Annotated in this window: 31 protein-coding genes and 1 pseudogene; 24 read left to right on the top strand and 8 right to left on the bottom strand. The window is 43.4% G+C overall.

Going from position 1 to position 25,406, the window contains the following annotated elements; all coding sequences use genetic code 11:
* Positions 1-13 precede the first annotated feature (13 nt).
* Positions 14-991, bottom strand: coding sequence for an arsenic resistance protein (locus DMO16_RS13910; RefSeq protein ID WP_129478161.1), 978 nt, complete (start codon positions 989-991; stop codon positions 14-16).
* A gap of 150 nt (positions 992-1,141) precedes the next feature.
* Here DMO16_RS13910 and DMO16_RS13905 point away from each other — a divergent pair, with 150 nt between their 5' ends.
* The 11 genes from DMO16_RS13905 (at position 1,142) to DMO16_RS13855 (ending at position 11,445) form a co-directional block, all read left to right on the top strand.
* On the top strand, positions 1,142-1,522 hold the full coding sequence (locus DMO16_RS13905; RefSeq protein WP_129478158.1) for a VOC family protein: 381 nt from the start codon (positions 1,142-1,144) through the stop codon (positions 1,520-1,522).
* A 128-nt stretch (positions 1,523-1,650) separates the two neighbouring features.
* Complete coding sequence (locus DMO16_RS13900) at positions 1,651-2,226, top strand: dihydrofolate reductase family protein (RefSeq protein WP_061974914.1); 576 nt, start codon at positions 1,651-1,653, stop codon at positions 2,224-2,226.
* Between the two features lie 30 nt (positions 2,227-2,256).
* Entirely contained in the window at positions 2,257-2,712 is a 456-nt protein-coding gene (locus DMO16_RS13895; RefSeq protein ID WP_061974912.1) for a GNAT family N-acetyltransferase, read from the top strand.
* A 96-nt stretch (positions 2,713-2,808) separates the two neighbouring features.
* Entirely contained in the window at positions 2,809-3,894 is a 1,086-nt protein-coding gene (locus DMO16_RS13890; RefSeq protein ID WP_129478156.1) for a glycerophosphodiester phosphodiesterase, read from the top strand.
* Positions 3,895-4,170: 276 nt separating this feature from the next.
* Positions 4,171-5,481 carry a hemolysin family protein gene (locus tag DMO16_RS13885; protein ID WP_061974908.1) on the top strand — a complete coding sequence of 437 codons (1,311 nt, stop codon included), beginning with the start codon at positions 4,171-4,173 and terminating at the stop codon, positions 5,479-5,481.
* Positions 5,482-5,906: 425 nt separating this feature from the next.
* Positions 5,907-6,611 carry a DUF5058 family protein gene (locus DMO16_RS13880; RefSeq protein ID WP_129478154.1) on the top strand — a complete coding sequence of 235 codons (705 nt, stop codon included), beginning with the start codon at positions 5,907-5,909 and terminating at the stop codon, positions 6,609-6,611.
* Positions 6,612-6,632: 21 nt separating this feature from the next.
* The gene (locus DMO16_RS13875; protein ID WP_129478152.1) at positions 6,633-7,328 is read left to right on the top strand and encodes a small-conductance mechanosensitive channel; all 696 of its coding nucleotides are present in this window, start codon (positions 6,633-6,635) and stop codon (positions 7,326-7,328) included.
* 12 nt (positions 7,329-7,340) lie between these two features.
* A complete protein-coding gene (locus tag DMO16_RS13870; protein WP_129478150.1) occupies positions 7,341-8,774 on the top strand; it encodes an amidohydrolase in 1,434 nt (477 codons plus the stop codon).
* Positions 8,775-8,931: 157 nt separating this feature from the next.
* Positions 8,932-9,381, top strand: a complete 450-nt coding sequence (locus DMO16_RS13865) for an NUDIX hydrolase (RefSeq protein WP_129478148.1) — start codon at positions 8,932-8,934, stop codon at positions 9,379-9,381.
* Positions 9,381-9,833: a GNAT family N-acetyltransferase gene (locus DMO16_RS13860; protein ID WP_129478146.1), complete on the top strand. Its 453-nt coding sequence runs from the start codon at positions 9,381-9,383 to the stop codon at positions 9,831-9,833. Before DMO16_RS13865 ends, DMO16_RS13860 begins: the two co-directional genes overlap by 1 nt.
* 253 nt (positions 9,834-10,086) lie before the next feature.
* The gene (locus DMO16_RS13855; RefSeq protein ID WP_164988927.1) at positions 10,087-11,445 is read left to right on the top strand and encodes a glycosyltransferase family 2 protein; all 1,359 of its coding nucleotides are present in this window, start codon (positions 10,087-10,089) and stop codon (positions 11,443-11,445) included.
* A 40-nt stretch (positions 11,446-11,485) separates the two neighbouring features.
* On the opposite strand, the gene DMO16_RS13850 is transcribed toward DMO16_RS13855, so the two are convergent.
* Entirely contained in the window at positions 11,486-11,758 is a 273-nt protein-coding gene (locus tag DMO16_RS13850) for an excalibur calcium-binding domain-containing protein (protein ID WP_129478142.1), read from the bottom strand.
* Positions 11,759-11,982: 224 nt separating this feature from the next.
* Here DMO16_RS13850 and DMO16_RS13845 point away from each other — a divergent pair, with 224 nt between their 5' ends.
* Positions 11,983-12,825 (top strand): aldo/keto reductase, encoded by an 843-nt coding sequence (locus tag DMO16_RS13845; protein ID WP_129478140.1) that lies wholly within the window; start codon positions 11,983-11,985, stop codon positions 12,823-12,825.
* A gap of 31 nt (positions 12,826-12,856) precedes the next feature.
* On the opposite strand, the gene DMO16_RS13840 is transcribed toward DMO16_RS13845, so the two are convergent.
* Positions 12,857-13,315 (bottom strand): DinB family protein, encoded by a 459-nt coding sequence (locus DMO16_RS13840; RefSeq protein WP_061974896.1) that lies wholly within the window; start codon positions 13,313-13,315, stop codon positions 12,857-12,859.
* A gap of 30 nt (positions 13,316-13,345) precedes the next feature.
* Positions 13,346-14,074: an MOSC domain-containing protein gene (locus DMO16_RS13835; protein WP_129478138.1), complete on the bottom strand. Its 729-nt coding sequence runs from the start codon at positions 14,072-14,074 to the stop codon at positions 13,346-13,348.
* 234 nt (positions 14,075-14,308) lie between these two features.
* On the opposite strand from DMO16_RS13835, the gene DMO16_RS13830 reads away from it, so the two are divergent.
* The 3 genes and pseudogenes from DMO16_RS13830 (at position 14,309) to DMO16_RS13815 (ending at position 16,056) form a co-directional block, all read left to right on the top strand.
* Positions 14,309-15,073 (top strand): SDR family NAD(P)-dependent oxidoreductase, encoded by a 765-nt coding sequence (locus DMO16_RS13830; RefSeq protein WP_129478135.1) that lies wholly within the window; start codon positions 14,309-14,311, stop codon positions 15,071-15,073.
* 16 nt (positions 15,074-15,089) lie between these two features.
* Positions 15,090-15,209, top strand: a pseudogene (locus DMO16_RS13825) (PhzF family phenazine biosynthesis protein); the annotation flags it as partial.
* A gap of 292 nt (positions 15,210-15,501) precedes the next feature.
* On the top strand, positions 15,502-16,056 hold the full coding sequence (locus DMO16_RS13815; RefSeq protein WP_129478133.1) for a GNAT family N-acetyltransferase: 555 nt from the start codon (positions 15,502-15,504) through the stop codon (positions 16,054-16,056).
* A gap of 38 nt (positions 16,057-16,094) precedes the next feature.
* Here the strand turns inward: DMO16_RS13815 and DMO16_RS13810 are convergent, their stop codons facing one another.
* Together DMO16_RS13810 and DMO16_RS13805 are read right to left on the bottom strand one after the other, a co-directional pair.
* Positions 16,095-16,631, bottom strand: a complete 537-nt coding sequence (locus tag DMO16_RS13810; protein ID WP_061974886.1) for a sugar O-acetyltransferase — start codon at positions 16,629-16,631, stop codon at positions 16,095-16,097.
* A 26-nt stretch (positions 16,632-16,657) separates the two neighbouring features.
* Positions 16,658-17,113, bottom strand: a complete 456-nt coding sequence (locus DMO16_RS13805; RefSeq protein ID WP_129478131.1) for a GNAT family N-acetyltransferase — start codon at positions 17,111-17,113, stop codon at positions 16,658-16,660.
* A 131-nt stretch (positions 17,114-17,244) separates the two neighbouring features.
* Here DMO16_RS13805 and DMO16_RS13800 point away from each other — a divergent pair, with 131 nt between their 5' ends.
* Positions 17,245-17,706 carry a GNAT family N-acetyltransferase gene (locus tag DMO16_RS13800; RefSeq protein ID WP_129478129.1) on the top strand — a complete coding sequence of 154 codons (462 nt, stop codon included), beginning with the start codon at positions 17,245-17,247 and terminating at the stop codon, positions 17,704-17,706.
* Positions 17,707-17,773: 67 nt separating this feature from the next.
* Entirely contained in the window at positions 17,774-18,214 is a 441-nt protein-coding gene (locus tag DMO16_RS13795) for a YybH family protein (protein ID WP_129478126.1), read from the top strand.
* Between the two features lie 125 nt (positions 18,215-18,339).
* On the opposite strand, the gene DMO16_RS13790 is transcribed toward DMO16_RS13795, so the two are convergent.
* Entirely contained in the window at positions 18,340-19,785 is a 1,446-nt protein-coding gene (locus DMO16_RS13790; protein ID WP_129478124.1) for a PLP-dependent aminotransferase family protein, read from the bottom strand.
* Positions 19,786-19,904: 119 nt separating this feature from the next.
* Here DMO16_RS13790 and DMO16_RS13785 point away from each other — a divergent pair, with 119 nt between their 5' ends.
* The 4 genes from DMO16_RS13785 (at position 19,905) to DMO16_RS13770 (ending at position 21,926) form a co-directional block, all read left to right on the top strand.
* Positions 19,905-20,522 (top strand): LysE/ArgO family amino acid transporter, encoded by a 618-nt coding sequence (locus DMO16_RS13785; RefSeq protein WP_129478122.1) that lies wholly within the window; start codon positions 19,905-19,907, stop codon positions 20,520-20,522.
* A gap of 12 nt (positions 20,523-20,534) precedes the next feature.
* Positions 20,535-20,990, top strand: coding sequence for a GNAT family N-acetyltransferase (locus tag DMO16_RS13780; protein ID WP_129478120.1), 456 nt, complete (start codon positions 20,535-20,537; stop codon positions 20,988-20,990).
* A complete protein-coding gene (locus DMO16_RS13775; RefSeq protein WP_241840571.1) occupies positions 20,953-21,342 on the top strand; it encodes a GNAT family N-acetyltransferase in 390 nt (129 codons plus the stop codon). The genes DMO16_RS13780 and DMO16_RS13775 overlap by 38 nt, the downstream gene beginning before the upstream one ends.
* A gap of 65 nt (positions 21,343-21,407) precedes the next feature.
* Entirely contained in the window at positions 21,408-21,926 is a 519-nt protein-coding gene (locus tag DMO16_RS13770) for a histidine phosphatase family protein (protein ID WP_129478116.1), read from the top strand.
* 8 nt (positions 21,927-21,934) lie between these two features.
* On the opposite strand, the gene DMO16_RS13765 is transcribed toward DMO16_RS13770, so the two are convergent.
* Positions 21,935-22,663, bottom strand: a complete 729-nt coding sequence (locus DMO16_RS13765) for a MurR/RpiR family transcriptional regulator (RefSeq protein WP_129478114.1) — start codon at positions 22,661-22,663, stop codon at positions 21,935-21,937.
* 218 nt (positions 22,664-22,881) lie between these two features.
* Here DMO16_RS13765 and DMO16_RS13760 point away from each other — a divergent pair, with 218 nt between their 5' ends.
* From DMO16_RS13760 to DMO16_RS13750, 3 genes are read left to right on the top strand one after another with little or no spacing between them, the layout of a single operon-like run.
* Positions 22,882-23,604 carry an ABC transporter ATP-binding protein gene (locus DMO16_RS13760; protein ID WP_129478112.1) on the top strand — a complete coding sequence of 241 codons (723 nt, stop codon included), beginning with the start codon at positions 22,882-22,884 and terminating at the stop codon, positions 23,602-23,604.
* Positions 23,601-24,707, top strand: coding sequence for an ABC transporter permease (locus tag DMO16_RS13755; RefSeq protein WP_129478110.1), 1,107 nt, complete (start codon positions 23,601-23,603; stop codon positions 24,705-24,707). The genes DMO16_RS13760 and DMO16_RS13755 overlap by 4 nt, the downstream gene beginning before the upstream one ends.
* Before the next feature lie 11 nt (positions 24,708-24,718).
* The gene (locus DMO16_RS13750; RefSeq protein ID WP_129478107.1) at positions 24,719-25,369 is read left to right on the top strand and encodes a TetR/AcrR family transcriptional regulator; all 651 of its coding nucleotides are present in this window, start codon (positions 24,719-24,721) and stop codon (positions 25,367-25,369) included.
* The last annotated feature ends 37 nt before the right edge of the window (positions 25,370-25,406 follow it).

The raw sequence follows: 25,406 nt of genomic DNA, 5'->3' as shown, positions 1-25,406 counted from the left end.
TTTGTATCTGAAATTAAGGTGCTTCCTTACGTTCGCGTAAAAGGATATTGGGAACGAATCGGATATAAATGAGTTCACCGGCAAGCTCCACGATGGTTTGTGTTACGATGATGGCCGCTACCAATGTGCTCAATTGACCCGGTAGGGATAATGCCAGAGGAAGCACGACAAGCGAATTGCGTGTAGAACCGCTGAAAATCAGGGCGCGGCCAGATCCAATATCAAGCTTGAACCACTTGACCATTAACCTGGAAATGAACGGCATGATGATCATAAAAGCAATATAGACAGGAATGACTTTGATAATCAGGTCCATATTGGTTGATAATTTGCCGATTTGAGAAGATACAACAACAAAAAGCGTAAGAGCCATGAATGGAACAGGAAACCAGGCTGAGGTATCTATGATTTTACTTCCGACTGATGACTTTCTTGCAAATAGCTGCAGGATCACAGCAAGTCCTAAAGGGATAACAATGAGAAAAATAAAGGCTTCAAGGAATGGACGGGGGTCTACGATTTCAGCCGCCTCATTTCCAATCAACAGCCATAAATACAGTGGCAACAGCAGCATCTGTGTAATGAAGAGTATAGGCGTAGAAGTAAGGATGATCTTTTCGTTTCCTCTTCCCAGAGCGGTAAAAACAATCACATAATCAATACAAGGTGTAAGTAATACCAGATAAACTCCAAGCAATAACGGCGGATAGTCGGGCAGTAACTTTGATAGAAGCCATACCACAATAGGAACAGCGAGATAGTTCACCGTTAATAAAGCCCAAATAAAACGGCGATTTGCCAATGACTCTTTTAAAGAAGTAAATGGAATCTGTGAAAACATGCTATACATCAGGATAGCGATGACAAAAGAAATGGTGGCATCTAATTTGGCCCCAATATCAGGAGCGGTTAATCCTAGTCCGGATGCGGAGATCAGTACAATCACATACAGCCAAACTTGGTTGTTTTCTAATCTTTCTCTGGAAATCATTAATTTTGTTTCCCCTTTTTCGTATTCTGCATCTTTTTCTAGTCCTTACGCTACCATTTCGATTGGTTAAAAATCAATAATAACCTTTGTAGAAAAAGGAAATACAGGCTTGTTCTTGAAAATTTATTTATGTAGAAAGGAGAGGATACGATGCAGAAGGTAACTCCGTTTTTGTTGTTTGAGGGAAAAGCGGAAGAGGCGATCCGTTTTTATACGTCCACGTTCAAGGATTCGGAAGTTGGAAACATTCTGTACCAGGAAAATGGGATGGTGCTGTATGCGACGTTTACGATTAAAGGGCAAAAACTGATGGCCATTGACAGCATGATCGAGCATGGTTTTACGTTCACTCCCGCTCTTTCATTATTTATAGAATGTGATTCCGGTGAGGAGCTGGAGGAAATGCACCACAAACTGTCGGATAACGGGAAGGTGCTTATGCCGATTGCCGATACACCAATCAGTGAAAAGTTCTCCTGGGTCGAGGACCGCTATGGGGTCTCCTGGCAGCTGAACATGATGAAGAAATAGGAGAGATGAATACAAGCAAAGCTGGTCAATGATACATTTTTGGCCGCGGCAAAAAAATGGGGTGAATGAAAAATACTTAATCGACTTCAGTAGCGGCAGTGTTTATATCTTGGAAAGGATGATGAATGATGCGGAAAATTACGGTGCTGAACCGAGTATCAGTGGACGGGTATTTTGCGAGTCTGAATGAAGCCGCGTTTGGAATGGATTGGTTCATTCAGGATCCGGAAGTGGACAAAGCGGTCCGGAGTGATGAAGAAGAAGTATCAGCCTTCATCTTCGGTGCAGATACGTATAGAGGGTTTGAACGAAGCTGGGTGCCCATGCTCAACGATCCCAACACTCCGCAGTATTTAAAGGATGTTGCCCAGGTACTCACTGATAATACCAAAATTGTTTTTTCAACAACTATTAAAAAAGCCACATGGGAAAATACCGAGCTGTACAGGAGTGACCCGGTAGAGGTAATTACAAGGGTTAAGCAGGAAGAAGGCGCCAATATTTTGATTTTTGGAAGCGGATCAATCGTGCAGCAGTTGGGAAATGCAGGCCTAATTGATGAATACATGCTGATTATGACGCCTGTCATTGCGGGCGAAGGGAAGGCGATGTATCAGGGGATGAAACAAACCGCTCTGACACTGATAAGAACCCAGGCGTTTGAATCTGGCAATGTGTTATTACATTATCAGACCGCTAAATAGAAATAGATTTTGGGTGGGGAGGAATCGAAAGTGGTTATAAGAGAAGACGATTTAACAGGAACCGAAATCAGGTCACTGATTGGGGAGCACCTTCAGGGAATGCAGCTGCATTCGCCCCCGGAAAGCATTCATGCCTTGAATCTGGACGGCTTACGGAAGCCGGATATCACGTTTTGGAGTGTATGGACGGACGGCGAGCTTATGGGCTGTGGCGCATTAAAGGAACTGGACGCCCGGCATGGAGAAATCAAATCCATGCGCACGGCAACCTCCCATTTGAGAAAAGGAGTAGCGCAGAAGCTTCTCCAACATATCATTGCCGAAGCGAAACATCGGGGCTATGAGCGGCTGAGTCTTGAAACCGGCTCCATGGAAGCCTTTGAACCGGCGAGAAGGCTTTACACTCGTTTCGGATTTGAGGAGTGTAGGCCGTTTGCTCATTATACCAACGATCCGAACAGTGTGTTTATGACAATGAAACTCTAACCATATGTTTTCTTAACATTTGCTTCAATAAGGGTTTATAAAGGCCCTTTATACTTGAAACGTATTCTACTATAGCGTTTAAGGGGAGAAAAGCAGATGAAAAAGAAGGTTATAGGGACGGTTATTTCAACAATCATGATCAGTTCACTGGCTGTTTTTGGAGCGGGGCCAACGGTTTCAGCAGCTGATAAAGGCCATCAATCTTATGGGAAAAGGGGGTTTGATCTGGAAGCCCACCGCGGAGGAATCGGGCTTACGGTGGAATCCACCATCGCTTCCTTTTCCCGTGCTCTGGAGCTTGGGGTGAGCACGCTGGAGCTGGATGTGCAAATTACAGAAGACCACCAGGCAGTTGTTACGCATGACCGGCAAATTTCGGGGGCCAAATGCCGGGATACAAAGCCCGCTTTTGCAGGCGATCCGGAATACCCGTATGTTGGCAAATACATAAAAAATCTGACACTGAGTCAGATTCGGACGTTGGACTGTGGTTCCTCTACGCTGTCCCAGTTTCCGGGACAGGTGGCAAGCCCTGGTGCCAAAATGCCGCTGTTGACGGATATTTTTGATCTTGTGAAACGGTACAAAGCGAAAAAGGTATGGATGAACATAGAAACAAAAGTAGAGGCCGGTGCTCCGGAAGAGACGGCTCCGCGTGAAGAATTTGTACAAATCGTCGCCCGCCAGGTTCGTGAAGCCGGAATGCTCAACCGTGTTTCGATTCAAAGCTTTGACTGGGGATCTCTTATGCGGATGCGTGAAGTCGAACCCCGTCTTCCGATTGTGGCGCTGACAAACGGACCGCAATTCCTGCAGCCTGGACAGCCAGGCGCCTCCCCATGGCTTGGCGGCATTGATATTGACGACTTTAATGGTGACTTTGTGGCGGCCGCCCACTCGTTTGGGGCAGATGCGATCTCACCTGTTCATAGTTTCCCGCAGGATGGAAAGATTACCGATGAAAACTATGAGCCCTACGTGACCAAGCAAATGGTAGATGAAGCCCATAAGGCAGGGATGAAGGTCATTCCTTGGACGGTGGATGATAAGCCAACCATGAACAAGCTCATTAATGACGGAGTCGACGGCTTGATCACCGATTATCCTGACCGTTTGCGCCAGGTGATGGCCCAGCATGGGTTTAAGCTTCCGAAACCATATAAAGCACCAAAGCATGTTTAAAATAACAGGACAAGACGGCCGGCCGAAGAGCCTGCCGTCTTTTATGTGTCCAATTAACGAACGATAGACAAATATTGAAACTTCACGGCCTTTGTTTCGTATTAGATATGGAGATGACTGAAGAATTTGATTATGGGGAGATCAAATGTAGGAAACAATTTCATGAAATGGTATTGAGAACGGACAATTAGCGTAATTTAATACAAAGGAAAAAGATCAATTATTTTTTACCTGGGAGGTGGAACCTCTTTATCCTTTGGGATGGAGAGGATCTTATTGGACATATTTAATTTATTCATGGTTGCGGTACTGATCCTTCTTACAGCGTTCTTCGTAGCTGCAGAATTCTCGATCATCCGTGTGCGTATTACCCGGATTGATCAGCTGGTGGCGGAAGGGAACCGAAATGCAGTTGCAGCCAAAAAAGTCATAACAAACCTTGATGGATCTCTGTCAGCCTGTCAGCTGGGGATTACGATTACGGCACTCGGCCTGGGGTGGCTCGGTGAACCAACGGTCGAACACTTGCTTCACCCCTTGTTTGTGAACCTGGAGCTTTCAGCAGCTTTGGCGAAGACCATCTCGTTTATCATTGCGTTTGCTTCCATTACCTTCTTGCATGTCGTGCTGGGTGAGCTGGCGCCAAAAACCATTGCCATTCAAAAAGCGGAAAGTGTCAGTTTGCTGTTATCCCGTCCGCTTCTCTTCTTTTACCAAATCATGTACCCTTTCATCTGGGCATTGAACGGAAGCGCCCAGCTGTTTGTAAAATTGTTTGGATTTCAAGCAGCCTCCGAGCATGAAATGGCACACTCAGAAGAAGAACTGCGTTCCATTTTAAGTGAAAGCTATAAAAGCGGAGAGATCAATAAATCAGAATTCAGCTATGTGAACAATGTATTTGAGTTTGATAATCGGCTCGCCAAAGAAATCATGGTGCCCCGAACGGAAATTGTTACTCTTCAGGCGGGCCAAAGCCTGGACGAAGCTTTTGAAACCATCATTCAGGAGCAATTTACCCGCTATCCCGTTGTCGGTGAGGATAAAGACGAGATTTTGGGAATGATCAACTCCAAGGAATTGTTCCATGGCGTCATGAAAGGAAAACAGGCGGTGCCGCTCGAGGAGTATACCCGTCCGGTTTTGAGCGTGTTTGAGAACATTCCTATTCAAGAGCTGTTAACCAAAATGCAGAAGAAACGCGCCCATATGGCCATCCTGATGGATGAGTACGGCGGAACATCAGGTCTGGTCACGATTGAGGATATTTTGGAAGAGCTGGTCGGTGAAATCCGGGATGAATTTGACCAGGATGAATCCCCAATGATCCTGAATGTGAACGCCAAAACGAGAATGCTCGACGGCAAAGTGCTGATCGAAGACGTTAATGATATGTATGCCCTGGATATCGATGAAACCGATCTGGACACAATCGGCGGCTGGATACTTTCCATGAACTCAGACATTCAGACAGGCGATATAGTCCGGCATGAAAAATATGAATTTAAAGTAGTAGGAATGGATGGCCACCAGATCAAAAAGATTCAGGTACGTGAAATGGAAGAACAGCCATCTGAAGCGAATTAACAGCCTGAAATGTTAGATGAAGCAAGAAGAAGACTATTAAGCACGAAATAAATGCGTCGAAATTAGTCGAAACTCACTAGGCTTGAACAGTTCGCGGATAAAGTAACTAGTTTCGCGGATTAATCGATTTTTTCGGGGAAAAATAAGTGATTTTCACACATAAGTTAAATACTAGTATGTAATTCTTCTATGATTTGTCTTCTTTACAATGTAACTCGCTAATTAAACAGCAAAGTCAGTCAGGCGCTTGCCTGGCTTTTTTTGTTATAAAAAACGACATAAGACAAATTAAAATCCACGTTAAATATACCAATCGACAGAAATGATTAAAAAAGTTTATGAGAAAAATTAACAAATCAATTTACCGAAAATTTAGAATTGTTTATTATGTTTTTATATTCATTAATGGAGGAGGTTGAGAGTAGATGGATAAGATTTTGGAAATCGCTAATAGTCCTTTAATGTGGCTTTTTTCCATACTGGTAATCATCATTGTTATCACTCAAGCGGTAATTTTTATCCGGCTCGTAAGGAAGAATGCTGCAGCCATTGATATGACCAGGGTTGAGGTAAATAAAGCGCTGCGTACTGGAGTAATCAGTGCATTAGGCCCATCCTTAGGCATCATAATAATTGCAGTATCTCTCATTACAGTAATAGGCGCTCCTCTAACTCTTATGAGAATTGGAATTATTGGCTCAGCAGCATATGAGTTAACAGCGGCTGGTATTGGAGCTAAAGCATTTGGGGTGGAGCTAGGAAAAGAAGGATATAATTTACAAGCGTTTACGACAGCCGTTTGGGCAATGTGCTTAGGCGGTTTGGGATGGCTCTTATCTACCACTCTTTTCACAAAATCTTTAGGTAAGGCACAAAAGAAAATTGCTGCTAAAAATACAAAAATAATGGCATTGGTATCTACTGCTGCAATGCTGGGTGCTTTTGACTTTACTGCAGGGCAAATTACCACAAGTGTTAGTAATAGTATGGTTGTTATTATATCAGCGATTACAATGGCTATTCTAATGATGATTGCTGAAAAGCGTAATGCCGGCTGGTTAAAAGAATGGGCTCTCGGAATTACTCTGGTTGTTGGAATGTCATTCGGTTATGTAACTACCATTTTTTAAACATAGAAGGGAGTAGTATGTATGAGTCAGAAGGATGATCTATCTGTTTTTCATCGTCAAGCCCATTTTTATGGCCGGTTAACACTTTGGGCTGTTATTTTGACAACAATGATACCGCCTTTATATCTATCCTTTGTGTTGGGCTATCATCCTGGATGGGGAGTGGTATTAACTGCTTTTTTGGGCGTTGCTGCTTTTGTTGGTGTGATGTGGATTTTAGAACCTATCTCTTATTTTCCGAGTTTGGGTATTTCTGGTACATACATGAGCTTTCTTGTTGGGAACATCTCAAATATGTGTCTGCCTTGTTCTGCAGCAGCCCAGAATGCGGTTAATGCGGAGCCTGGCTCTAAAAAAGCAGAGTTAGCAGCTACAGCGGGAATTGCCGGTGCCTCATTAGTACATATTGTGGTACTCGTTCCTATCGTTCTTGGTGGGGCATTCATTGTATCCATTTTACCTCCAGCGATTCAAACCGCGTTCCAATATGTTCTGCCTGCCATTTTCGGAGGAGTGACCGTTCAATTTGCAATGAAGCGTCCTATATATGGAATTATTGGGGTTTTTGTTGGAATCGTTATTACACTTTTACCCATATCCAGTTTTATTAAAGTAATACTATGTGTCAGTGGAACTATTGCAATAATGTACCTCTATGAAAAATACAAACAGCCTAAAGAAATTTTGACAGAAGAGCTTTCCATACAAAAAAACTAGGGAGATGATCGAATGGCAAAAATAATAGAAGACTTAAAAACAAACAGTGTGACAGGTTGGATAGATGAACATGCGCAAAAATTGGAACATTGGTCATCAGAAATTTGGAATTATGCTGAGCTTGGTTTACATGAATTTAAATCCTCAAAGTTGTTGGCAGAACAATTGGAGAATGAAGGATTTACCATTGAGATAGGAGTTGCAGGCATGCCGACCGCCTTTGTGGCTACTTGGGGGACAGGGGGACCAGTCGTGGGCATCTTAGGTGAATATGATGCTTTACCGGGTCTTTCTCAAAAGCTGGTAGCCAAAAAAGAACCGGTAATTGAGGATGCCAATGGCCATGGTTGTGGTCATAATATTTATGGCGTAGCAGCAGCAGGTGGCGCAATCGCTGCAAAGAATTATATGGAAAAAGAGAGGATTGAGGGGACCATTAAGTTTTATGGCTGTCCTGCTGAAGAAACTCTTGTAGGTAAAGTTTTCATGGCTAGAGAGGGCGTATTTAATGATGCAGATGTCTGTTTAACGTGGCATCCAAATTCAATAAACTCTTTATGGGCCAGCAGTTCTCTAGCAATGAACTCAGTGAAATTTAATTTTTACGGAAAATCTGCTCATGCTGCTGCTAATCCAGAAACTGGATGCAGTGCGCTTAAGGCTGCTCAATTAATGGATATTGGTGTGAACTTTTTGAGAGAACATCTAATAGATGAAATTCGAATACATTCCACCATAACAAACGGTGGAGGCGGACCGAATGTGGTTCCTGATAAGTCACAAATTTGGTACTATATCCGAGCTCCCCATCGCTCAGAAGTTGAAGAAACGTATGAGAAGTTAATTAATATAGCCAAAGGTGCCGCTTTAATGACAGGAACTGAGTATGATATCGACTTTATTACGGGTTGCTATGAGATGCTTCCAAATAAAGTTTTAGGCAATGTCCTATTTACTAATATGGAAAAGGTAGGAGCTCCATCCTTTGACGAAGGTGACATAAAGCTTGCGGAAGAATTAACAGAAACCTTTGATAAGGGGATGAAAGAAGTTGTTGTAAAAACTTCAGGTGCGCCGAGCGAATTGCTGAAAAAAGTTTTGCATGATGAAGTTATCGGACCTTATGATAAGGGCAAGTGTATGTCAGGTTCAACGGATGTTGCAGATGTATCCTGGAACATTCCTACCGCTCAATTTACCACTGCATGTGCTCCTATTGGAACACCAGGGCATTCGTGGCAGAATGTGGTGTCCGTGGGTTCCACGATTGGTAAAAAAGGAATGCTTTCAGCAGCAAAAATTATAGGATTAAGTGTTGTGGAATTAATGGAAGACGACAATATTATAGCGCAGGCGAAGGAAGAATTTGATGCTGAAATGAAACAAAAAGGAGGCTATATTTCACCATTACCTGAACAATTAAAGCCACCAGTTCCTGCCGTATAATTTTAAATTGGATAATCTGAAAAAAGCCGCTCTATAGCTGCTTTTTTCATGTCGTAAAATTGTGTTGGGTGCGTCTTACCCTTTGTTTTTAGCAGGATTATTCTTAACAACCTAGAATTCTCAAAATGGAAATAGTTAATATATGGTAGGTGGAGAAATGTTTATCGTAAATGTTGAAGCGGCCGTTTACAAAGGAGATCAATGGCTGATCATTGAACGAAGCATTAAGGAAGACCATGCAGGAGGACTGCTTGCCTTCGTGGGCGGAAAGGTGGACCCGGCAGGGGAGTCTGTCAATATTCTGGAGGCGAGCGTAAAAAGAGAGCTTTTTGAAGAGGTCGGAGCGACAGTAAAAGGCGAGCTTCAATATGTCCGCAGCACGATGTTTACTCTTGAGGACGGCCGAGAAGTTATTGATGTGGTTTTCTTATGTGAACTGGATGACTGTACGCCGTTTGTAAAAAGTCCCGATGAGGTTGAGTCGTTGCACTGGCTTTCTGAAGAGGAAATACTAAATCATCCTAAAACGCCGATCTGGCTTACTGAAAGTATTAAGGAAGCCGAAACGCTGCGTAAACAAAAACAAGCCATTCCAGCAGCCCAGTAATGGAACAATTCACCGTTAAACAAATGGATAACCTGAATGAGGAGGAACTCACTCATTTGGTTGAGGAGAGTAAACGGGAAGGCTTTCGTTTTCTCGACCGGTTAATACGTGATTACAAGAACGGCAGTAATTCCTTTGACCAGCGAGGGGAGTCCCTGTGGGGTGTATTTGATCATGAGGGTCAATGTGTGGCCATTGGCGGGCTTAATCGTGATCCCTATGCAAACGAGACATCAGTTGGGAGATTAAGAAGATTTTATGTATCCTTCACGTTTCGAAGGATGGGTCTCGGAACGCTTTTGCTGAATAGGATCATCCATGAGGGCAACCTCCATTTTCACGTACTGGTGCTGCATACGGATACAGAACGGGGAGACAAATTCTACACTTCATTCGGTTTCATTCAAGAAACAAGATATCCCCAATCTACCCATTGGCTGAGATTGAAATGATATTAGCCTGAGACAAGATAGTAATATATTTTTTAAAGAATTTGCGATGCTTAAGTTTCTACTAATAAACTTTTTACCCTTCATAGGTCTTTTGCTTTTTGAATAAAGTATCATTTAGTAATACTTAATAATATTTGAGTTTGGCATATAATGACCTAATCCTTGAATCGTTCAACGACCCACTAAAAAACCTTTTTAAGTTCCAATTATTATAGTTATATCATTTTAATTTATGGGTTTAGGAGGATTTGAGTTGGACTATTTGTGGTATTTTTTCATTTTTATATCGATCGCATTTCCCTTTCTGCACTCTGTTCATTGCCTGCCCCTGTTCAGACGGGACAGCCTTGAGCGGAAAAGAAGAACATTGGAAGAAAAGGGAGTCAGTATTTTGATTCCGTGCTATAACGAAGAAGAAATCATTGAGACGTCAGTCAGCAGCATGAAGACACTTTCCTATGCGAAGACGGAAATTCTTTATATTAATGACGGTTCTTCAGACAAAACGTTTGCCGGGCTCAATTCGTTGTTAAACTTAACGCCCTGCATGAAGGCTCATACCCTGCATTTGCAGCACAGAAACGTAAAAGGCGTGTACCAATCGGAATATTATCCGCACATCTTTGTGCTGGATAAGGTAAATGGAGGAAAGGCAGATGCATTGAACGCCGGCATCGAATATTCCAGCCAGCCGCTCGTTGTCACCCTTGATGCGGATACAATCTTAACGGATGAGGCGTTACCCGCTGTAAACCAGGCGTTTTCAGATGAAAATGTCATTGCGGCAGGCGGAGTCGTGCACGTGCTTCAAACGAAAGTCCAGAAGCCTTTGGATGGTTTGTCTCTCAAGGCCGCGAATATGCTGGTTCGTGCACAGGCGCTGGACTTTATGAAAGCTTTTTATGTTAATAAAGTATCATTGGCACGTTTTAAAGCACTGGCTGTCATATCCGGTGCTTTTGGAATTTTTACAAAGAAATCCTTACTTGATGTGGGCGGTTACCGATCGACCGTCGGTGAAGATATTGATATTACGCTGAAGATGCACAAATACATGGCCAAGCATAAGAAAAGTAAAGTGCTGCTTATTCGGGATGCGGTTTGCTACACCGAGCTGCCGGAGAACTGGAAAGACCTTTTCAAGCAAAGGGTGCGCTGGCAAAAAGCCTTTGTGGATTGCCTTTTTCATTTTGGGCCATTTTTGCTTAAAACGCTGTTCACCAAACCGGTGTCTTTTTTCTATTTGTTTGAAGGGTTCTTTGCCGGTACCATGGCGGTTTATATTATGACAGGTGTATTGATTATGGATGGTCTGGACGGAAAGCTGTTCTCATGGACCTTCCTTTTTCTATATGTGGCTTATATTTTGGGAGTCGGCCTGGTTTATGATATGGTCGCCATTGGCATGAGTGAGAGGCACGGCTATGCCTTTCAGGAAAAGGACACGTATCCTTTGCTGATGGTGATTATCTTTGATATTTTCTTCTATCGCTTCATCACTATGTTTGCTGTTATTTTTGGCACGGTGGACTATTTCTTCAACCGAAAGGCCTGGAATAAGGTGGCTAGAACGGGGCGGCATTATGAAACTGGGGAAGAAACAGCGGCATAAAGTAAAAACAGACTTTCAGGATTTCTGAAAGTCTGTTTTTTTATTGTTCACAAGCGATAAGATCTTTGTCTCTGTCGCTTTTTTTGTTTGCATCATAAAGCGCCTTGGATACATGAGGCTTAAATTTGGTTTTGCCGCCTTTGTTCCTAACGTTTTTGGCGCGGGATACTCCACCTTTGTAATCCTTATGCATCTCCGTGCAGTTTTTATAGGTTTTTACTTTGGCAACAGATGTTTTGGCTTCTGCAGAGAGACCACTGGATAAACTAACAACGAGCCCGCAGGTTAAAAGAACGGCGCTGACTTTTTTCATTTCTACACTTCCTTTTTATGTATGTAGTTCTATTTTATAACCGGCACTTATTACCTGCAACTATTTTCCTGGTTAAAAACCAAACTTTTCTATAATACAGGCACTAAAAAGTTCCCATAAAACCTTTAGGTGCCTACGATACTGAAAAGTGCGTACTTCTCAATACCTTCATTATGGGAAATAATAGACCTTGTTTGATAAGCTCAAGCATAGGAGGAATTAGTGTGGCCAATCATTTACAGGATACAACCACTTTGCATAATGGAGTAAAAATGCCCTGGTTCGGACTTGGGGTGTTTAAAGTAGAGGAAGGACCGGAGCTTGTGAATGCTGTGAAAGCAGCCATCAAAAACGGTTACCGCAGCATCGATACTGCAGCGATTTACGAAAATGAAGAAGGCGTCGGAACCGGGATCAAGGAAGGACTTGCGGAAGCAGGACTTTCCAGGGAAGATTTGTTCGTGACCTCCAAGGTATGGAACTCTGAACTGGGATATGAAAAAACAATCGCCGCGTACGAGGAAAGCTTGAGAAAGCTCGATCTTGAATATCTCGATTTGTACCTCATACACTGGCCGGTGGAAGGCAAGTTTAAAGATGCTTGGAGAGCTCTTGAAACGCTTTATAAAGAAGGCAAAGTAAAAGCGATCGGTGTAAGTAATTTTCAAATTCACCATCTCGAAGAATTAATGAAGGATGCCGAAATCAAACCGATGATCAACCAGGTGGAATATCATCCAAAGCTCACGCAAAAAGAGCTTCAAGAGTTCTGCAAGTCTCAAGGTATTCAGCTGGAAGCGTGGTCTCCGCTTATGCAGGGACAATTGCTGGATCACCCGGTACTGAAGGAAATTGCCCACGCTCACCATAAGAGTGTAGCTCAAGTGATTTTACGCTGGGATCTGCAAAATGGTGTAGTTACCATTCCAAAATCCACAAAAGAACACCGCATTATCCAAAACTCGGAAGTCTTTGATTTTGAATTAACAACAGAAGAAATGAATCAAATTGACGCGTTGAACGAAAACCTGCGGGTAGGACCGGATCCGGACAATTTTGATTTTTAATACAAAAAAGGGCCGGTATTGGTCCTTTTTTTTATGCTTTATTTCTGGTTAGAATTTGATTGTTTATATGATGTTCCATATGTACAAGATAATCGTTGATTAGCCACTCGAAGGTTTCCTGTTGATGACTTCCAATATTACAAAGGTATGATAATTTCTCTTTTGGAACGCTTGAAAGAATTGTTATAATTTGCTGATTAAAGACAATAAAAAGGGTTAGTATCTTTTCAAGCGTCTGTTCCTGATAATGTTGTTCCGACACCCATTGGTCCTGATCATACGTTTGGATTACATAGGGCTGTTCCTCGTACTGTATCTTAATGAATCGGGTCATATTATTGATTGCCGAATCACATAAATGCCCCACAATCTCCTTTTTGGACCATTTATTTGGCGCAGGACGATGAGATGTTTCTGTTTCAGACATCTGTCCCAGCGCTCGCGGCAATTCAAGTATCCAATGGTTTATTCCACTGATCACATGTTCCATGGACAATTTCCTCTCATTTTTAAAAGTTTTTTAAACAACTAGATAGGCTGCATCACCCACACGCACTGTACCGGTTTTGATGGCAGAAGCATAAACACCAAAGTGATTCTGTCGTTCTTTCGCTACTGTTTTTAGTAAAGAAGCATCCCGTTCGGCATTTTCAGGATGATACGTGATGATGGAACACCGTTCACAATGCCGCAGTAACTGAATTTCTACGTCGTCTCCGATTTTCATTCGTTTTCCAAACCAGGTTTCCTCAACGAATGGATTTTTTTCGATAAGTGATAGGTATAGATTGGGGCGAAACCGCCGGTGCTCTATCATTTGTTTTCCTGCCAGTTCCTTCAATTTGTCCAGGGAAGCGTCGGTTACCAATTGCAGATGTTCTTCCTCAATCGGACCTAAAGGGACATGCGTTGGGGTATAGGAAACGGGTAACAGCTTTCGTTGTGATCGTTCTTCCAGTTCCTTTATAAGCTCCTCATCTCCCCACGCTACCACACTGCCCTTGGGTGTAGTGATCTCAACATTCGGATAACGGTCCAAGGACTCTTCACCTGAGAATCTTGCTTTGTACCGGACCATCTCTGGAAATTGCGTGATGGTTAAAAACTTGTTCTTTCGTGTTTCATCCAAAAAGGCATGGCTGCGGTCACCATACAACCCATAATCCATGATCCGCGTCTCCTGTACGCTTTCGCCGAAGAACGATTTCACAGGATGGCGAACGAGTTCTTTGATGTGGCCAACTAACATATTACCGCCTCCTTTAGTATCCTCCTATAGGTTCGATGAAAGCTGGGAAATTCCTCTCATCACATTACCGCAGCCTGTTTGTAGGGGTGATATACTAATCATAGATCTTTTAACCCCATGAGATTCCTTTTCTTACTTCACCCATCAATCTCTTCAACATTATTGTCTTTGCTTTCTCCATCATTACATCAGGATTAACCTTCATGTGAAAAAGTTTGAACGGGAGGATTAATTATGTTGCTCGAAAACAAGAATGCAGTGGTTTACGGGGCAGCCGGATCGATCGGTCGTGCGGTTGCCAGGGCTTTTGCGAGGGAAGGAGCACAAGTATTTTTGGCCGGACGAACCCTCAGTTCTCTTCAAAAAGTGGCAGAAGAATTGAAAAGCGAAGGTGGAGCAGCTGAAGCGGCACCAGTTGATGCGCTGAATCAGGAGGCTATCGAGAAGCATTTGAATGAGGTTGTACAAAAAGCAGGGCGGATTGACATTTCATTTAACGCCGTATGGATTCGGGGCGACCTGCAGGGGACACCGCTGCTGGATATGCCTGCGGAGGATTTTACGGTGCCTGTTCTGACAGGAATCAAAACGCATTTCCTTACAGGAACAGCGGCGGCCCGCCACATGGTACAGCAAAAATCCGGGGTTATTTTGACGCTTTCTTCTTCGTCATCTGTACTTTCAGGACGCGACCGCAGATACCATTTGACAGGAGGCTTCTCTACCGCATGTGCTGCGATAGAAGCATTTTCCCGCAGCCTGGCAGGCGAAATTGGCCCGGCGGGTGTGCGTGTGGTTTGTCTGCGGCCGGATGCCATCCCGGAAACATGGAGCGGTGATGTAGCCAACGTGAAGGCTTACATGGAAGACGGGACAGTACTCGGCCGGTTGCCACAGTTGAATGAAGTAGCCAATGCCGCTTGTTTGATGGCCTCTGACCATGCCAGTGCGATGACCGGAACCATTGCCAATTTGACCTGCGGCTCGTTTATGGAATAAGAGGAGGACCGAAAACATGAAGACAGTTAAGGTGTATCATTACGAAGCGTTCAGCAAGGTGCCTAATAAAGGCAATCCGGCAGGCGTTGTACTGAACGGCGATGAGCTGACTGAGGAAGAGATGCAGGAAATCGCAGTTACATCTGCTAGTCGAACAGGGGCAGGAAATCGAAAGGGACGGTCGAGTGCAGGTGCAAGTGACGAAAACGGACGACCGAATGGAAATCCAAATCACCGGAACAGCTGTCAGAGTGGATGAATTTGAAGTCGCTTTTTAGAAACAGCAGGGAATCTTTTCTGAAATAAGAATAAGAAAGAAATAGGGAATTTATTTTTCTGAAGGGATGTGACGCTTATGGTACGCATGAATCGTGTTTATGACCCGATCACCATTTGTAAAAAACGATTAAAAGGACGGGATGTTATTCATGATGACTGGACAGAAGACCGAACTGCGGCCGGTGTCACTCGGCGATTATAAACGAACCTATGATTGGCGGAATGATGAGGAAACGGCGCGGTTCGAAGCCGGTACAGGTTTCTTTCGCCTCAGCAATGTGCCAATGGAAAAAATTGAAGCGGACTATGAGCAATCGATCATCAAACTGGATAAACGGGAAGAAGGAGAGTTTTCCATTTATACCGTGGAAGATACTCCGGAACATATTGGATCCATTGGCTACCGGGAACTGAACATGATTGCCAGGCGCTGCACGGTGGGAATCGGGATCGGCCACAAAGAGTATTGGGGCAAAGGCTATGGGACAGATGCGATGAAAATCTTGATCCGCTTTTTATTCCAAACGATGAATTTGGAACGCATTCAACTAGACACCTGGAGCGGAAACAAGAGAGCGATCCGCTCATATGAAAAGTGCCGATTTGAAGTGGAAGGGCGCTTAAGAAACCATTCTTATATTGACGGGAAGTATTACGATACGATCGTGATGGGATTGTTGAGGGAAGACTTTCAATGTGAATAGACCATTGGAAAAGGCAGCTAATTGCGCTGCCTTTTTTGTTATATAGATTTAATTACTTTTGCTGGGTTTCCAGCCACAACCGTATCTGGGGGAACATCTTTCGTCACAACAGAACCCGCTGCCACAATGGAATGGTCACCAATCGTCACACCGGCCAGAATGACACAGCTTCCGCCAATCCATACGTCATTCCCGATGGTAATGGGAATGGCATATCCAGTCTTATTCCGGTCTTTCGGTGTAATGGAATGGCCTGCCGTATAGATTCCCACATTGGGACCGATCATGCAATTGTTTCCCACTCTGACTTCTGCCATATCCAAAATGGTGCAATTATAACCCGCATAGAAGTTGTCACCAACATGAATATTGTAGCCAAGGTCACATTGGAAATTAGCTTCAAGGCTGGGCTTTTCGCCGGCGCTTCCAAACAGTTCCCTAACGATTTCGTCTTTTTTTTCCTCGTCTTCGATGTCACAATGATTCAATTCCCGTACCAGTTTTTGAGCAACCGTCGTTTTTAATTTCAGTTCCTCTGTTCCGCGTTCATAAAAAATCTTTTCTTTCTCACCCAAAATACATTCCTCCTTTCAATTAACCTCTATCCTTCAAACGAACCTTCTGAAATCAATTCTTTTGTCATCAAAAGATGGGGAATGCCGTCCTCTATAAAAACATCGGAGGACGTCTGATAGCCGAGTTTGTGGTAAAAGCCTTCTGCCTGTGTTTGGCCGTGCAGCTTAACCCGGCTTGATCCTTGTTCAGCTGCGATATCTTCCAATCCCTTAATAATGACTTTTCCCAGTCCAAATTTACGGAAGGATTCCAGAACGCAGATTCTCTCGAGCTTTCCGACGCCTACTACCCAACGGATGCGTCCCGTACCTGCCGGCTGGTCTTCATAGTAAGCCAGGATATGCTCGCAGTTGCTGTCCAACTGGTCAAACTCATCAAACTCGTCCTCCAACGGAACACCCTGTTCTTCAACAAACACCTTTTTACGGATAGAGAATGCCTGCTCCAACTCTTGATTTGTTGTAATTCTTTTCGCGTTCAATGATGCTTCGCCCTTTCCTGTTATGTAAATAGCTATTCATAACGTATAGCATTTTGGCTTGATTTGCAAAAGGAGAAAATGGAAGGGATTTGAACAACTTTCCAGAATGTAAATGGCTGGGAGGTGGTTCCATGAAAATCGTTAACGTCCAAAAACGGATGGACTTATTTGATCGTGCAGTCAACACGTATTGGGAGCAGTGGGGCAATCAAGATAATTTTGTTTTTTATCAGGACTGCATCAAATATTCCTGCAAGACGGAGGAAGATTTGCCGAGATTCTACATAGGGTTAGTCGATGATCAGATCGTCGGGACAGTCGCTTTGCTGCGGAATGATCTCAACAGCCGCCAAGACTTAACCCCATGGCTCGCCTGTTTATATGTATCACCAGAATATAGAGGAAAAGGGTTAGGCGCACAGCTCCTTGATCATGCCGTAAAGGAAACGCGCAGAAAGGAATATCCTCATCTTTATCTAGCAACCGATCTTCAAAACTATTATGAACGGTATGGATGGTCCCAACATGGGGAAGTTTATGGACCGGACGGCGGGTCGCTAAAGATTTACAGGATGCCTACAGGTCAACAATAGGCAAAAGGATTATCGGATAGTATATCGAAAGTATTACATAAATATAGCCTTTTTAGGAGATGAATGTATGACAGTGAGTATGAGTGTTGTTCAGGACGTTCTCGATAATTACAAATCGGCGGTTTATGAAAAAGATGTGGAGAGGTTTCTATCCAGCTATGATCCAGACGTTCATATTTATGATTGCTGGGGAAAATGGGAGAGCAGAGGGATTGCTCCATGGAAAGAAAGCGTCACCGAGTGGTTCAATGGTTTAGCAGCTGATGGAGTTTACCTCAACGTTGATTTTAACGATCTGGTTGTGGAGGAAAATTCAAATCTAGCATTCATCCATTGCGCGGTTACTTTTGCAGCTCACCAGGAAGAGTCAGGAGAAAAGCTTCGTCAAATCACCAATCGCTTTACCTTCGGCTTACGAAAAGAAAAGGACTCCTGGTTAATCACCCATGAACATTCCTCTCTGCCAATAGACATGAACACAGGAAAAGGTATGTTTAACTTAAAGTAAAAAAAAACGATAAAAGGATTGCAGCCGCCGCAATCCTTTTATTTTACCTTACTACTCTCTTTAAACCATTTCCGCAATTGGTTAATATGTGCCTGATGATATCGGTTATGACATTCAATTGCTCCCTATCCTTCTTTGATCATCTCCGCCACCCGCACCAATCCCTTTTCCAATCGGGGAAGTGAGGCATACGCATACGACAGGCGGAGGTGCTGCTGGTCGCTTCGGTCATACACAGTTCCAGGATTCAGCAAAATGCCCTCCTGCAAGGATTTTTTAAATAGTTTTTCCGTTGAGAGGCTTGCTGTCAGCTTCAGCCAGATGAAGAAACCGCCAGTTGGAACCGTCCACGTGGCGATGTCTTTGAAATGGGCATTCAGGATTTCAAGCGTAAAATTCCGTCGGTTTTTCAGATTCTGCCGGATGTCTTTGATATAGTTTTCATACTGCCCGCTCGCGAGCCACTGGGATACCGCATATTGCGAGAGGGAGGAGGAGCCATAATCCGTCTGCATTTTGATATCGGCCAGCCGGTTAATTACGGGCTCCGGTCCGACCACCCAGCCGATTCGAAGACCTGGCCCCAACGTTTTGGACATGCTCCCCATATACAAAATCAATCCCTGGCCGTCTTTCGATTTCAGCGGCGGGGGTGGCGGTTCTTCAAAATATAAATCTCCGTACACATCATCCTCAATGATCGGCAGCTTTTCACTCGTACAGATGTTCAGTACGTCGTTTCGCCGCGATTCAGACATCAGAATTCCTGTTGGGTTATGAAAAGAAGGAGTGGTGTAAAGCAGCGCCCCATTGTACATCTTTTTCAGCCGGGAGATTGAGTTGCTCACCATTCCCTGATCATCCACCGGTATGCCATGCAGGTTCATGCCCGCCGACTGGAACACGTGGACGGAATTCAAATACGACGGGTTTTCGTGAAAAATAGTAGAGCCCCGGTGCAGCAAACCCAACGAAATCAACTGCAGTCCCTGAAGTCCGCCGGATACAATCAAGATGGATGAAGGCGAAGCTTCAATGCCCTTTTTCTTTAAGTACATACTTACTAATTCTCGTAAATGAGGATCGCCTTTCGGCTCCGAATATCCCATCGAAAAAGGAGAAGCAGATTCTCCCTGAAAGAGAGCTTTTGTCTGGTCTATAGGCAGTAAGTCAGGAGATAAATCCCCGGTGCCGAGCCGAATCATATGTGGATTTGCTTCCGCCTGGTTGATGTCCTGGATGGTCTGGATATTCGGTTGATACGCACCGGATTTAACGTAACTGTTCCAGTCGGGCGGTGGAGCTGAGGCGAGCAAACTCCACGTGTTGTTGATGACGAAGGTTCCTTTTCCGATCTTTGATTCGATCAGGCCGTCGGCAGTCAGTTCATCAAGCGCATAGACAATCGTGCTCCGGTTGACCTTGAATTGGGCAGCGAGTTCTCTTTGAGCCGGAATTCGGGTTCCGACGGTCCACTCGCCATTTTCGATTTTTAGTTTAATATGATCATAGATCTGCTGATGAAGGGAGGTCCCCGATCCTTTCACCGGCAGCCAGCGTGTTTCCATCATGGTTCATTACTCCTTGCCGTGCGTTGCAAATTGGTTGGTTCGATACCGTTCCAATTGGATGGAGACGAATGCCTCCGATTCCTATAAAGTAAAGGTAACCTTAATTTAGGAGGAGAGCAATGTTCCAGGCAACACTTCATGGCTTTATTTTGGCATTCGGCCTCATTCTGCCGCTCGGCGTGCAAAATATATTTGTATTCAACCAAGGGGCGGTTCAGCCCAGATTCAGCCGGGTGCTGCCGGTCATTTTGACAGCTTCTGCTTGTGATACCCTATTGATCACGTTGGCTGTTGCGGGGGTTTCGGTTGTTGTTCTCGGTTCCTTTTGGATCAAAACCGTTTTGTTCATCCTTGGAATCCTTTTTTTACTCTATATGGGAGTTGTAACATGGCGAAGCAACCCACGGCCGGTGAAGGATGAGGAAATCAACGTACTGACACCGAAAAAGCAAATGGCCTTCGCGCTCTCGGTATCCCTGCTGAATCCTCACGCGATTCTGGACACAGTAGGTGTCATCGGCACGAGCTCTTTAAACTATGGAGGAACCGCAAAAATGGCGTTCGGCCTGTCCTGTATCGTGGTTTCCTGGCTGTGGTTCCTGGGGCTGGGGATTGCGGGAAATATGCTCGGTAAAATCGATAAGTCGGGCAGAGTTATGGCGCTGCTGAACAAAATCTCTGCCCTCGTTATGTGGGGAACGGCCATTTATCTCGGAACCTCACTAATTAATCAATGAAGGAGAAGCATCATGAGCTGGAAACTAAAAACATTTGATGAGTTAACGACCCGTGAATTGTACAGCATTTTAAAAGAGCGGACGGAAATCTTTGTTGTCGAGCAAAACTGTCCTTACCTTGAAGTAGATGGCAAAGATCTGTATTCCTATCATTTGTATAAAGAAGTGGATGGCGAAATTGCCGCCTATTTGAGGATTTTGCCGGCGGGTGTTTCCTACCAACAAGCCTCCCTCGGCCGAGTCATCGTTAAAAAAGAGTACAGAGGACAGGGGCTTGCACAGGAACTTCTGCGAAGAGGCATTGATTTTACATTGAATGAGCTAAAGGAAGATACGATCAAAATCCAGGGGCAACACTATCTGGAGAAGTTTTATGGATCGTTCGGATTCCAGACGATTTCGGATGTATATATGGAAGATGGCATTCCGCATGTTGATATGCTGCTGGAGAAGGAAGCAAATGGATAGGGGAAAAGGAACTGCTGAAAAAGAGGGTAAGATCATCGGTTTCTTGATCGGTTTTTTGTCTCAATCTTATCCGGATGCAGCATACATCCATTTTGTTGGAGTAGATCCTCGGCATCGTAAAAATAATGTAGGAAAGCAACTTTATCATGAATTTTATAAGGTGGTAAAAAAGAATGGCAGGAAGGTCGCTCGTGCTGTAACTTCCCCGGTCAACAAGACATCCATTGCTTATCACACGAAAATGGGATTTCATATTGAACATGGTGACAAGGAAGTGGATGGTGTATCCGTCTTTTCGAATTACGATGGTCCAAACCACGACAGATTGTTGTTTGTTAAAACGTTGGATTAGGGCCTGTGAAAAAAGGTTTCTTTCCATAGTTAAAGAACCTAGTAGGTGAAAAGGGAGGGCCTCTTATGCAAATTCTATTAATTCGCCATGGGGAAGCTGAAGATGACTTTTTAGATGAGGGTTATGTGGGTTCCACGGATTTACCGTTAACCGAAAGGGGAGTCTTACAAGTACAGAAAATGGCCAAAAGGGTGTTAAACGATTTTCCTCCGGAATTCATATGGAGCAGTACGCTGAGGCGCGCAAGACAAGCAGCAGAAATGTTATCTCAGACCACTTCGTGTTCAGTGGAATATTTAGAAGACCTAACTGAAATGCAGGAGACGGAAAATAGATTGGCATTCAGAAAGCGTGGTCAAGAGGTTTTAGCCTCTATTAAATTGAATAGCGAGGATTTCGGCCGAATTGCAATAGTTACACATGGCGGCATGATTACTCAAATTATTGAAAGCTTTCTGGATTTGCCCATCGAAAATAATATATGGTTTCACACGGACTATACGGGGATTCACTTTCTTGATTATTACCGAGACAAGAAGATTATTAAATTTGCAAACAACATTTCACATTTGCAAGGTTTGTAAGGCTGTCTTTATGTGATCTGTTTATGGATTTTGCGGGCGATCGATTCAAGGATATAGATTACCGGCACTTGTGTAGTGACATTAGACTGCTCCACAAATTCCTCGGTGACATAATACGGAATGTTGAGGTCTGAGAGTTTGGCCACTGTTGAGAGCTTTTGATTGGTAATACTGATGATTTTGCTGCCTTCTTGCTTCAACTGGTGAAGATGAGTGACCGTAAACGGGTTCTCTCCAGAAACGGAAAGGGCGATGGCTACACTGTTAGCTGTAAGCTTGGAATGAATGGGAAAGTGGGGATCCTTGATGTATAGTGAAAATTTCCCCAGGCTGGAGAAGTAGCGTGCACCGTATTCGGCAAGAATTCCCGAACTTCCGATTCCGATGAATATCACATTAGCTGCCTCGAGCACGAGTTCTGCCGCCTCTTTTATTTTCTCGTCGAGATCTCCCTTTAATGTGCGCTCGAAAAACTCCACGACGGATTGCTGGGGACAATTGATCCTCGTTGCTTTCGTCTGGTCCAACTCCATTTTTAGCTTAACTTTGAACTCGGAAAAACCGGCACAGTTTAATTTTTTGCAAAAGCGCAGAATAGTGGCGGTCGAGACATGCGTTTCATCGGCGAGCTCACGGATTCGCATATACACCACTTTTTCGCTGTGCTGAGAAATATAGTTATACAGAGCCATTTCAAGCTCATTAAACGAAGCAATCATTTCGTTTGAAAATAACATGGCTTCCAATCTCCTTATGTCCTTTATCCACATCCTACCACAATAGCTTCTTATGTAACACTGTGTGACATTCTCGATTTCCATTCGGGGAATCGTGCTTTTTTCATAACCATCAAATTATTGAACTTTTTCAAAACACAATTGACCTTATACTTTTAGCTGATTTATAATAAAAAGTGAGTAATCACTCATTTTTTATTCCCGAAGGGGGTTTATCAATGTCAGCATCTATCGTGTTGAGAAATGTTAGTAAAAGTTTTGGAAAAAAAGAGGTTTTGCATAATATCAATCTTTCGGTCGAGCCAGGTAAAATCTATGGTCTAATTGGGCCATCTGGTTCTGGTAAAACAACGCTAGTAAAAATGATTGTCGGGATGGATCGGCCCACTAAAGGTGAAGTACAGGTATTAAATACAAAAGTCCCAAACCTAAGCCTATTGCAAAAAATTGGCTATATGGCTCAAGCCGATGCCCTCTACACTGACTTGACTGGTGAGGAAAATTTAGCTTTCTTTGCTTCTCTTTTTAAATTAAAAAATGGAGTGCAAAAAGAACGCATTGCCTACGCTGCCGATTTAGTCAATCTTACATCAGACTTGAAAAAGAAGGTTCAAGACTACTCAGGCGGTATGAAACGCAGGCTGTCTTTAGCTGTTTCCCTTATCCAAGACCCGCAAGTTCTTGTATTAGATGAACCAACAGTCGGAATCGATCCCGAACTGCGCCTATCAATTTGGGCTGAAATCAACCGTTTAAAGCAGGAAGGCAAAACCATTTTAGTCACAACCCATGTAATGGACGAGGCGGAAAAATGTGATTATCTGGCCATGGTCCGGGATGGGGAAATTTTAACGAGCGGCACGCCGCAGGAACTAAAAACACAATATGGCATAGCAACATTAGAAGAGGTATTTTTAAAGGCTGGGGGCGGGAAAAAATGAGGATTCTTGCTTTAGTTAAACGGATTATCCATCAAATGCTCCGTGATAAACGGGCGCTTGCCTTGATGATGGTGGCCCCCTTATTAATTCTTACCCTGCTCCATTACCTGCTGGGAAGCAATACATTTGACCCGAAAATTGGTGTTATCGGAGCTGATGCCTCCCTTGTGAACCAATTAAAAAGCAAGGATATTATTGTAAAAAAATATAAGGATCATTCTAACTGGGATAAACTCATTAGTGAAGATGATTTAGATGCGATTCTTCAAGTACAAGATAACGATATCAATTTAAAGCTAGTAAATGACCAGCCTTCTGCAACTAAGGCCCTGTTAATCAAGGTCCAACAGGCGGTCGCTGCAGAAAACGCTAAAAAACAATCAGCCAAAATGACACAGTTCATTCAAGAGATTCAGCGTAAGCTTCAAGGAGCACCATTAACGATCGAACAGGCTAAGGCTCCTAAAATCACAACGACCTACATTTATGGTGATAAAGATACCACTTTTTTTGATCAGTTAAGTCCTATCTTAGTCGGATTCTTTGTGTTCTTCTTTGTTTTTCTAATTTCGGGTATTGCTTTACTACGGGAACGGACAACAGGTACACTTGACCGTTTATTAGCCACACCCATTCAGAGAAGGGATATTGTTTTTGGTTACCTAACAGGATACGGTCTATTTGCAGTCATCCAAACATTTATTGTTGTCGTTTATGCTGTCAAAGTGTTAGACATTATGCTTGTAGGTTCTTTTTGGAATGTGGTCATTATTAACCTGTGCCTGGCACTCGTTGCATTGTCCCTTGGAATCCTTTTATCGGCTTTTGCCAATTCCGAATTCCAAATGATGCAGTTTATTCCGATTGCCATTGTTCCACAGGTCTTTTTTGCAGGGATTTTCCCCTTCGAAGGTATGGCAGACTGGATGCAATGGATTGCTAAAATTATGCCCCTATATTATGGCGGCGATGCTTTGGTTGCTGTTATGTATAAAGGTTTAGGATTTAGCGATATTATCAAGGATCTCCTTGTCTTATTAGGATTCGCTCTTGTATTTATCATCTTAAATATAGTAGCTTTGAAGAAGTATCGAAAAATTTAAAGGAGTAAACCATGTTTGAACAAGAAGAAATGCTGATTCAGCAGCTGTTTGATGAGGAAAAATTAACCGAAAAGCAAAGGAAAATACTCCTTGCGGCGATTGAATCCTTTTCTGAAAAAGGGTATGCCTCCACTTCTACTAACGAAATTGCTAAAAAGGCCGGCGTAGCGGAAGGAACCATTTTCCGTCATTATAAAACCAAAAAGGATTTATTGATGGCAATCGTAGCTCCCATAATGGCCAAGGTCGTCGGCCCCTATATCGTAAATGATTTTGATAAGGTCTTAAACCAGCAGTACGACCGTGTTGAGGATTTTCTCAGGGCAACGATTGAAAACCGCAGGGATGTCTTAAAGAAACTTCTTCCTGTTGTTAAAATTATGCTTCAGGAGATTCCCTTCCAACCGGAATTAAGAGAACAATTTATTGACTTGATTGCCAAGAACTTATTTGATCGTGTTTCACATATCATTGAAGGTTATCAGCAAAAAGGCCAAATTATTGAAATGCCGCCCGTTAGTGTTGCTCGCCTTGTAATTACCAGTGTAATGGGCTACTTATTTTCACGATATATCCTGTTCCCGGATGCCCCGTGGGATGATGAACTGGAAACAGAGCGTACAATACAATTCATCATGAATGGGTTAGGAAAGGGAAAATAAATTTTGATTAATTCCTCCCTAATTTTAAAGATATAGA

It is taken from the genome of Fictibacillus sp. S7 (assembly GCF_004127935.1).
GTDB lineage: Bacteria > Bacillota > Bacilli > Bacillales > Fictibacillaceae > Fictibacillus_C > Fictibacillus_C enclensis.
Note: the sequence above shows the minus strand (reverse complement) of the source record. Positions and strands in the feature narration are given on the sequence as shown.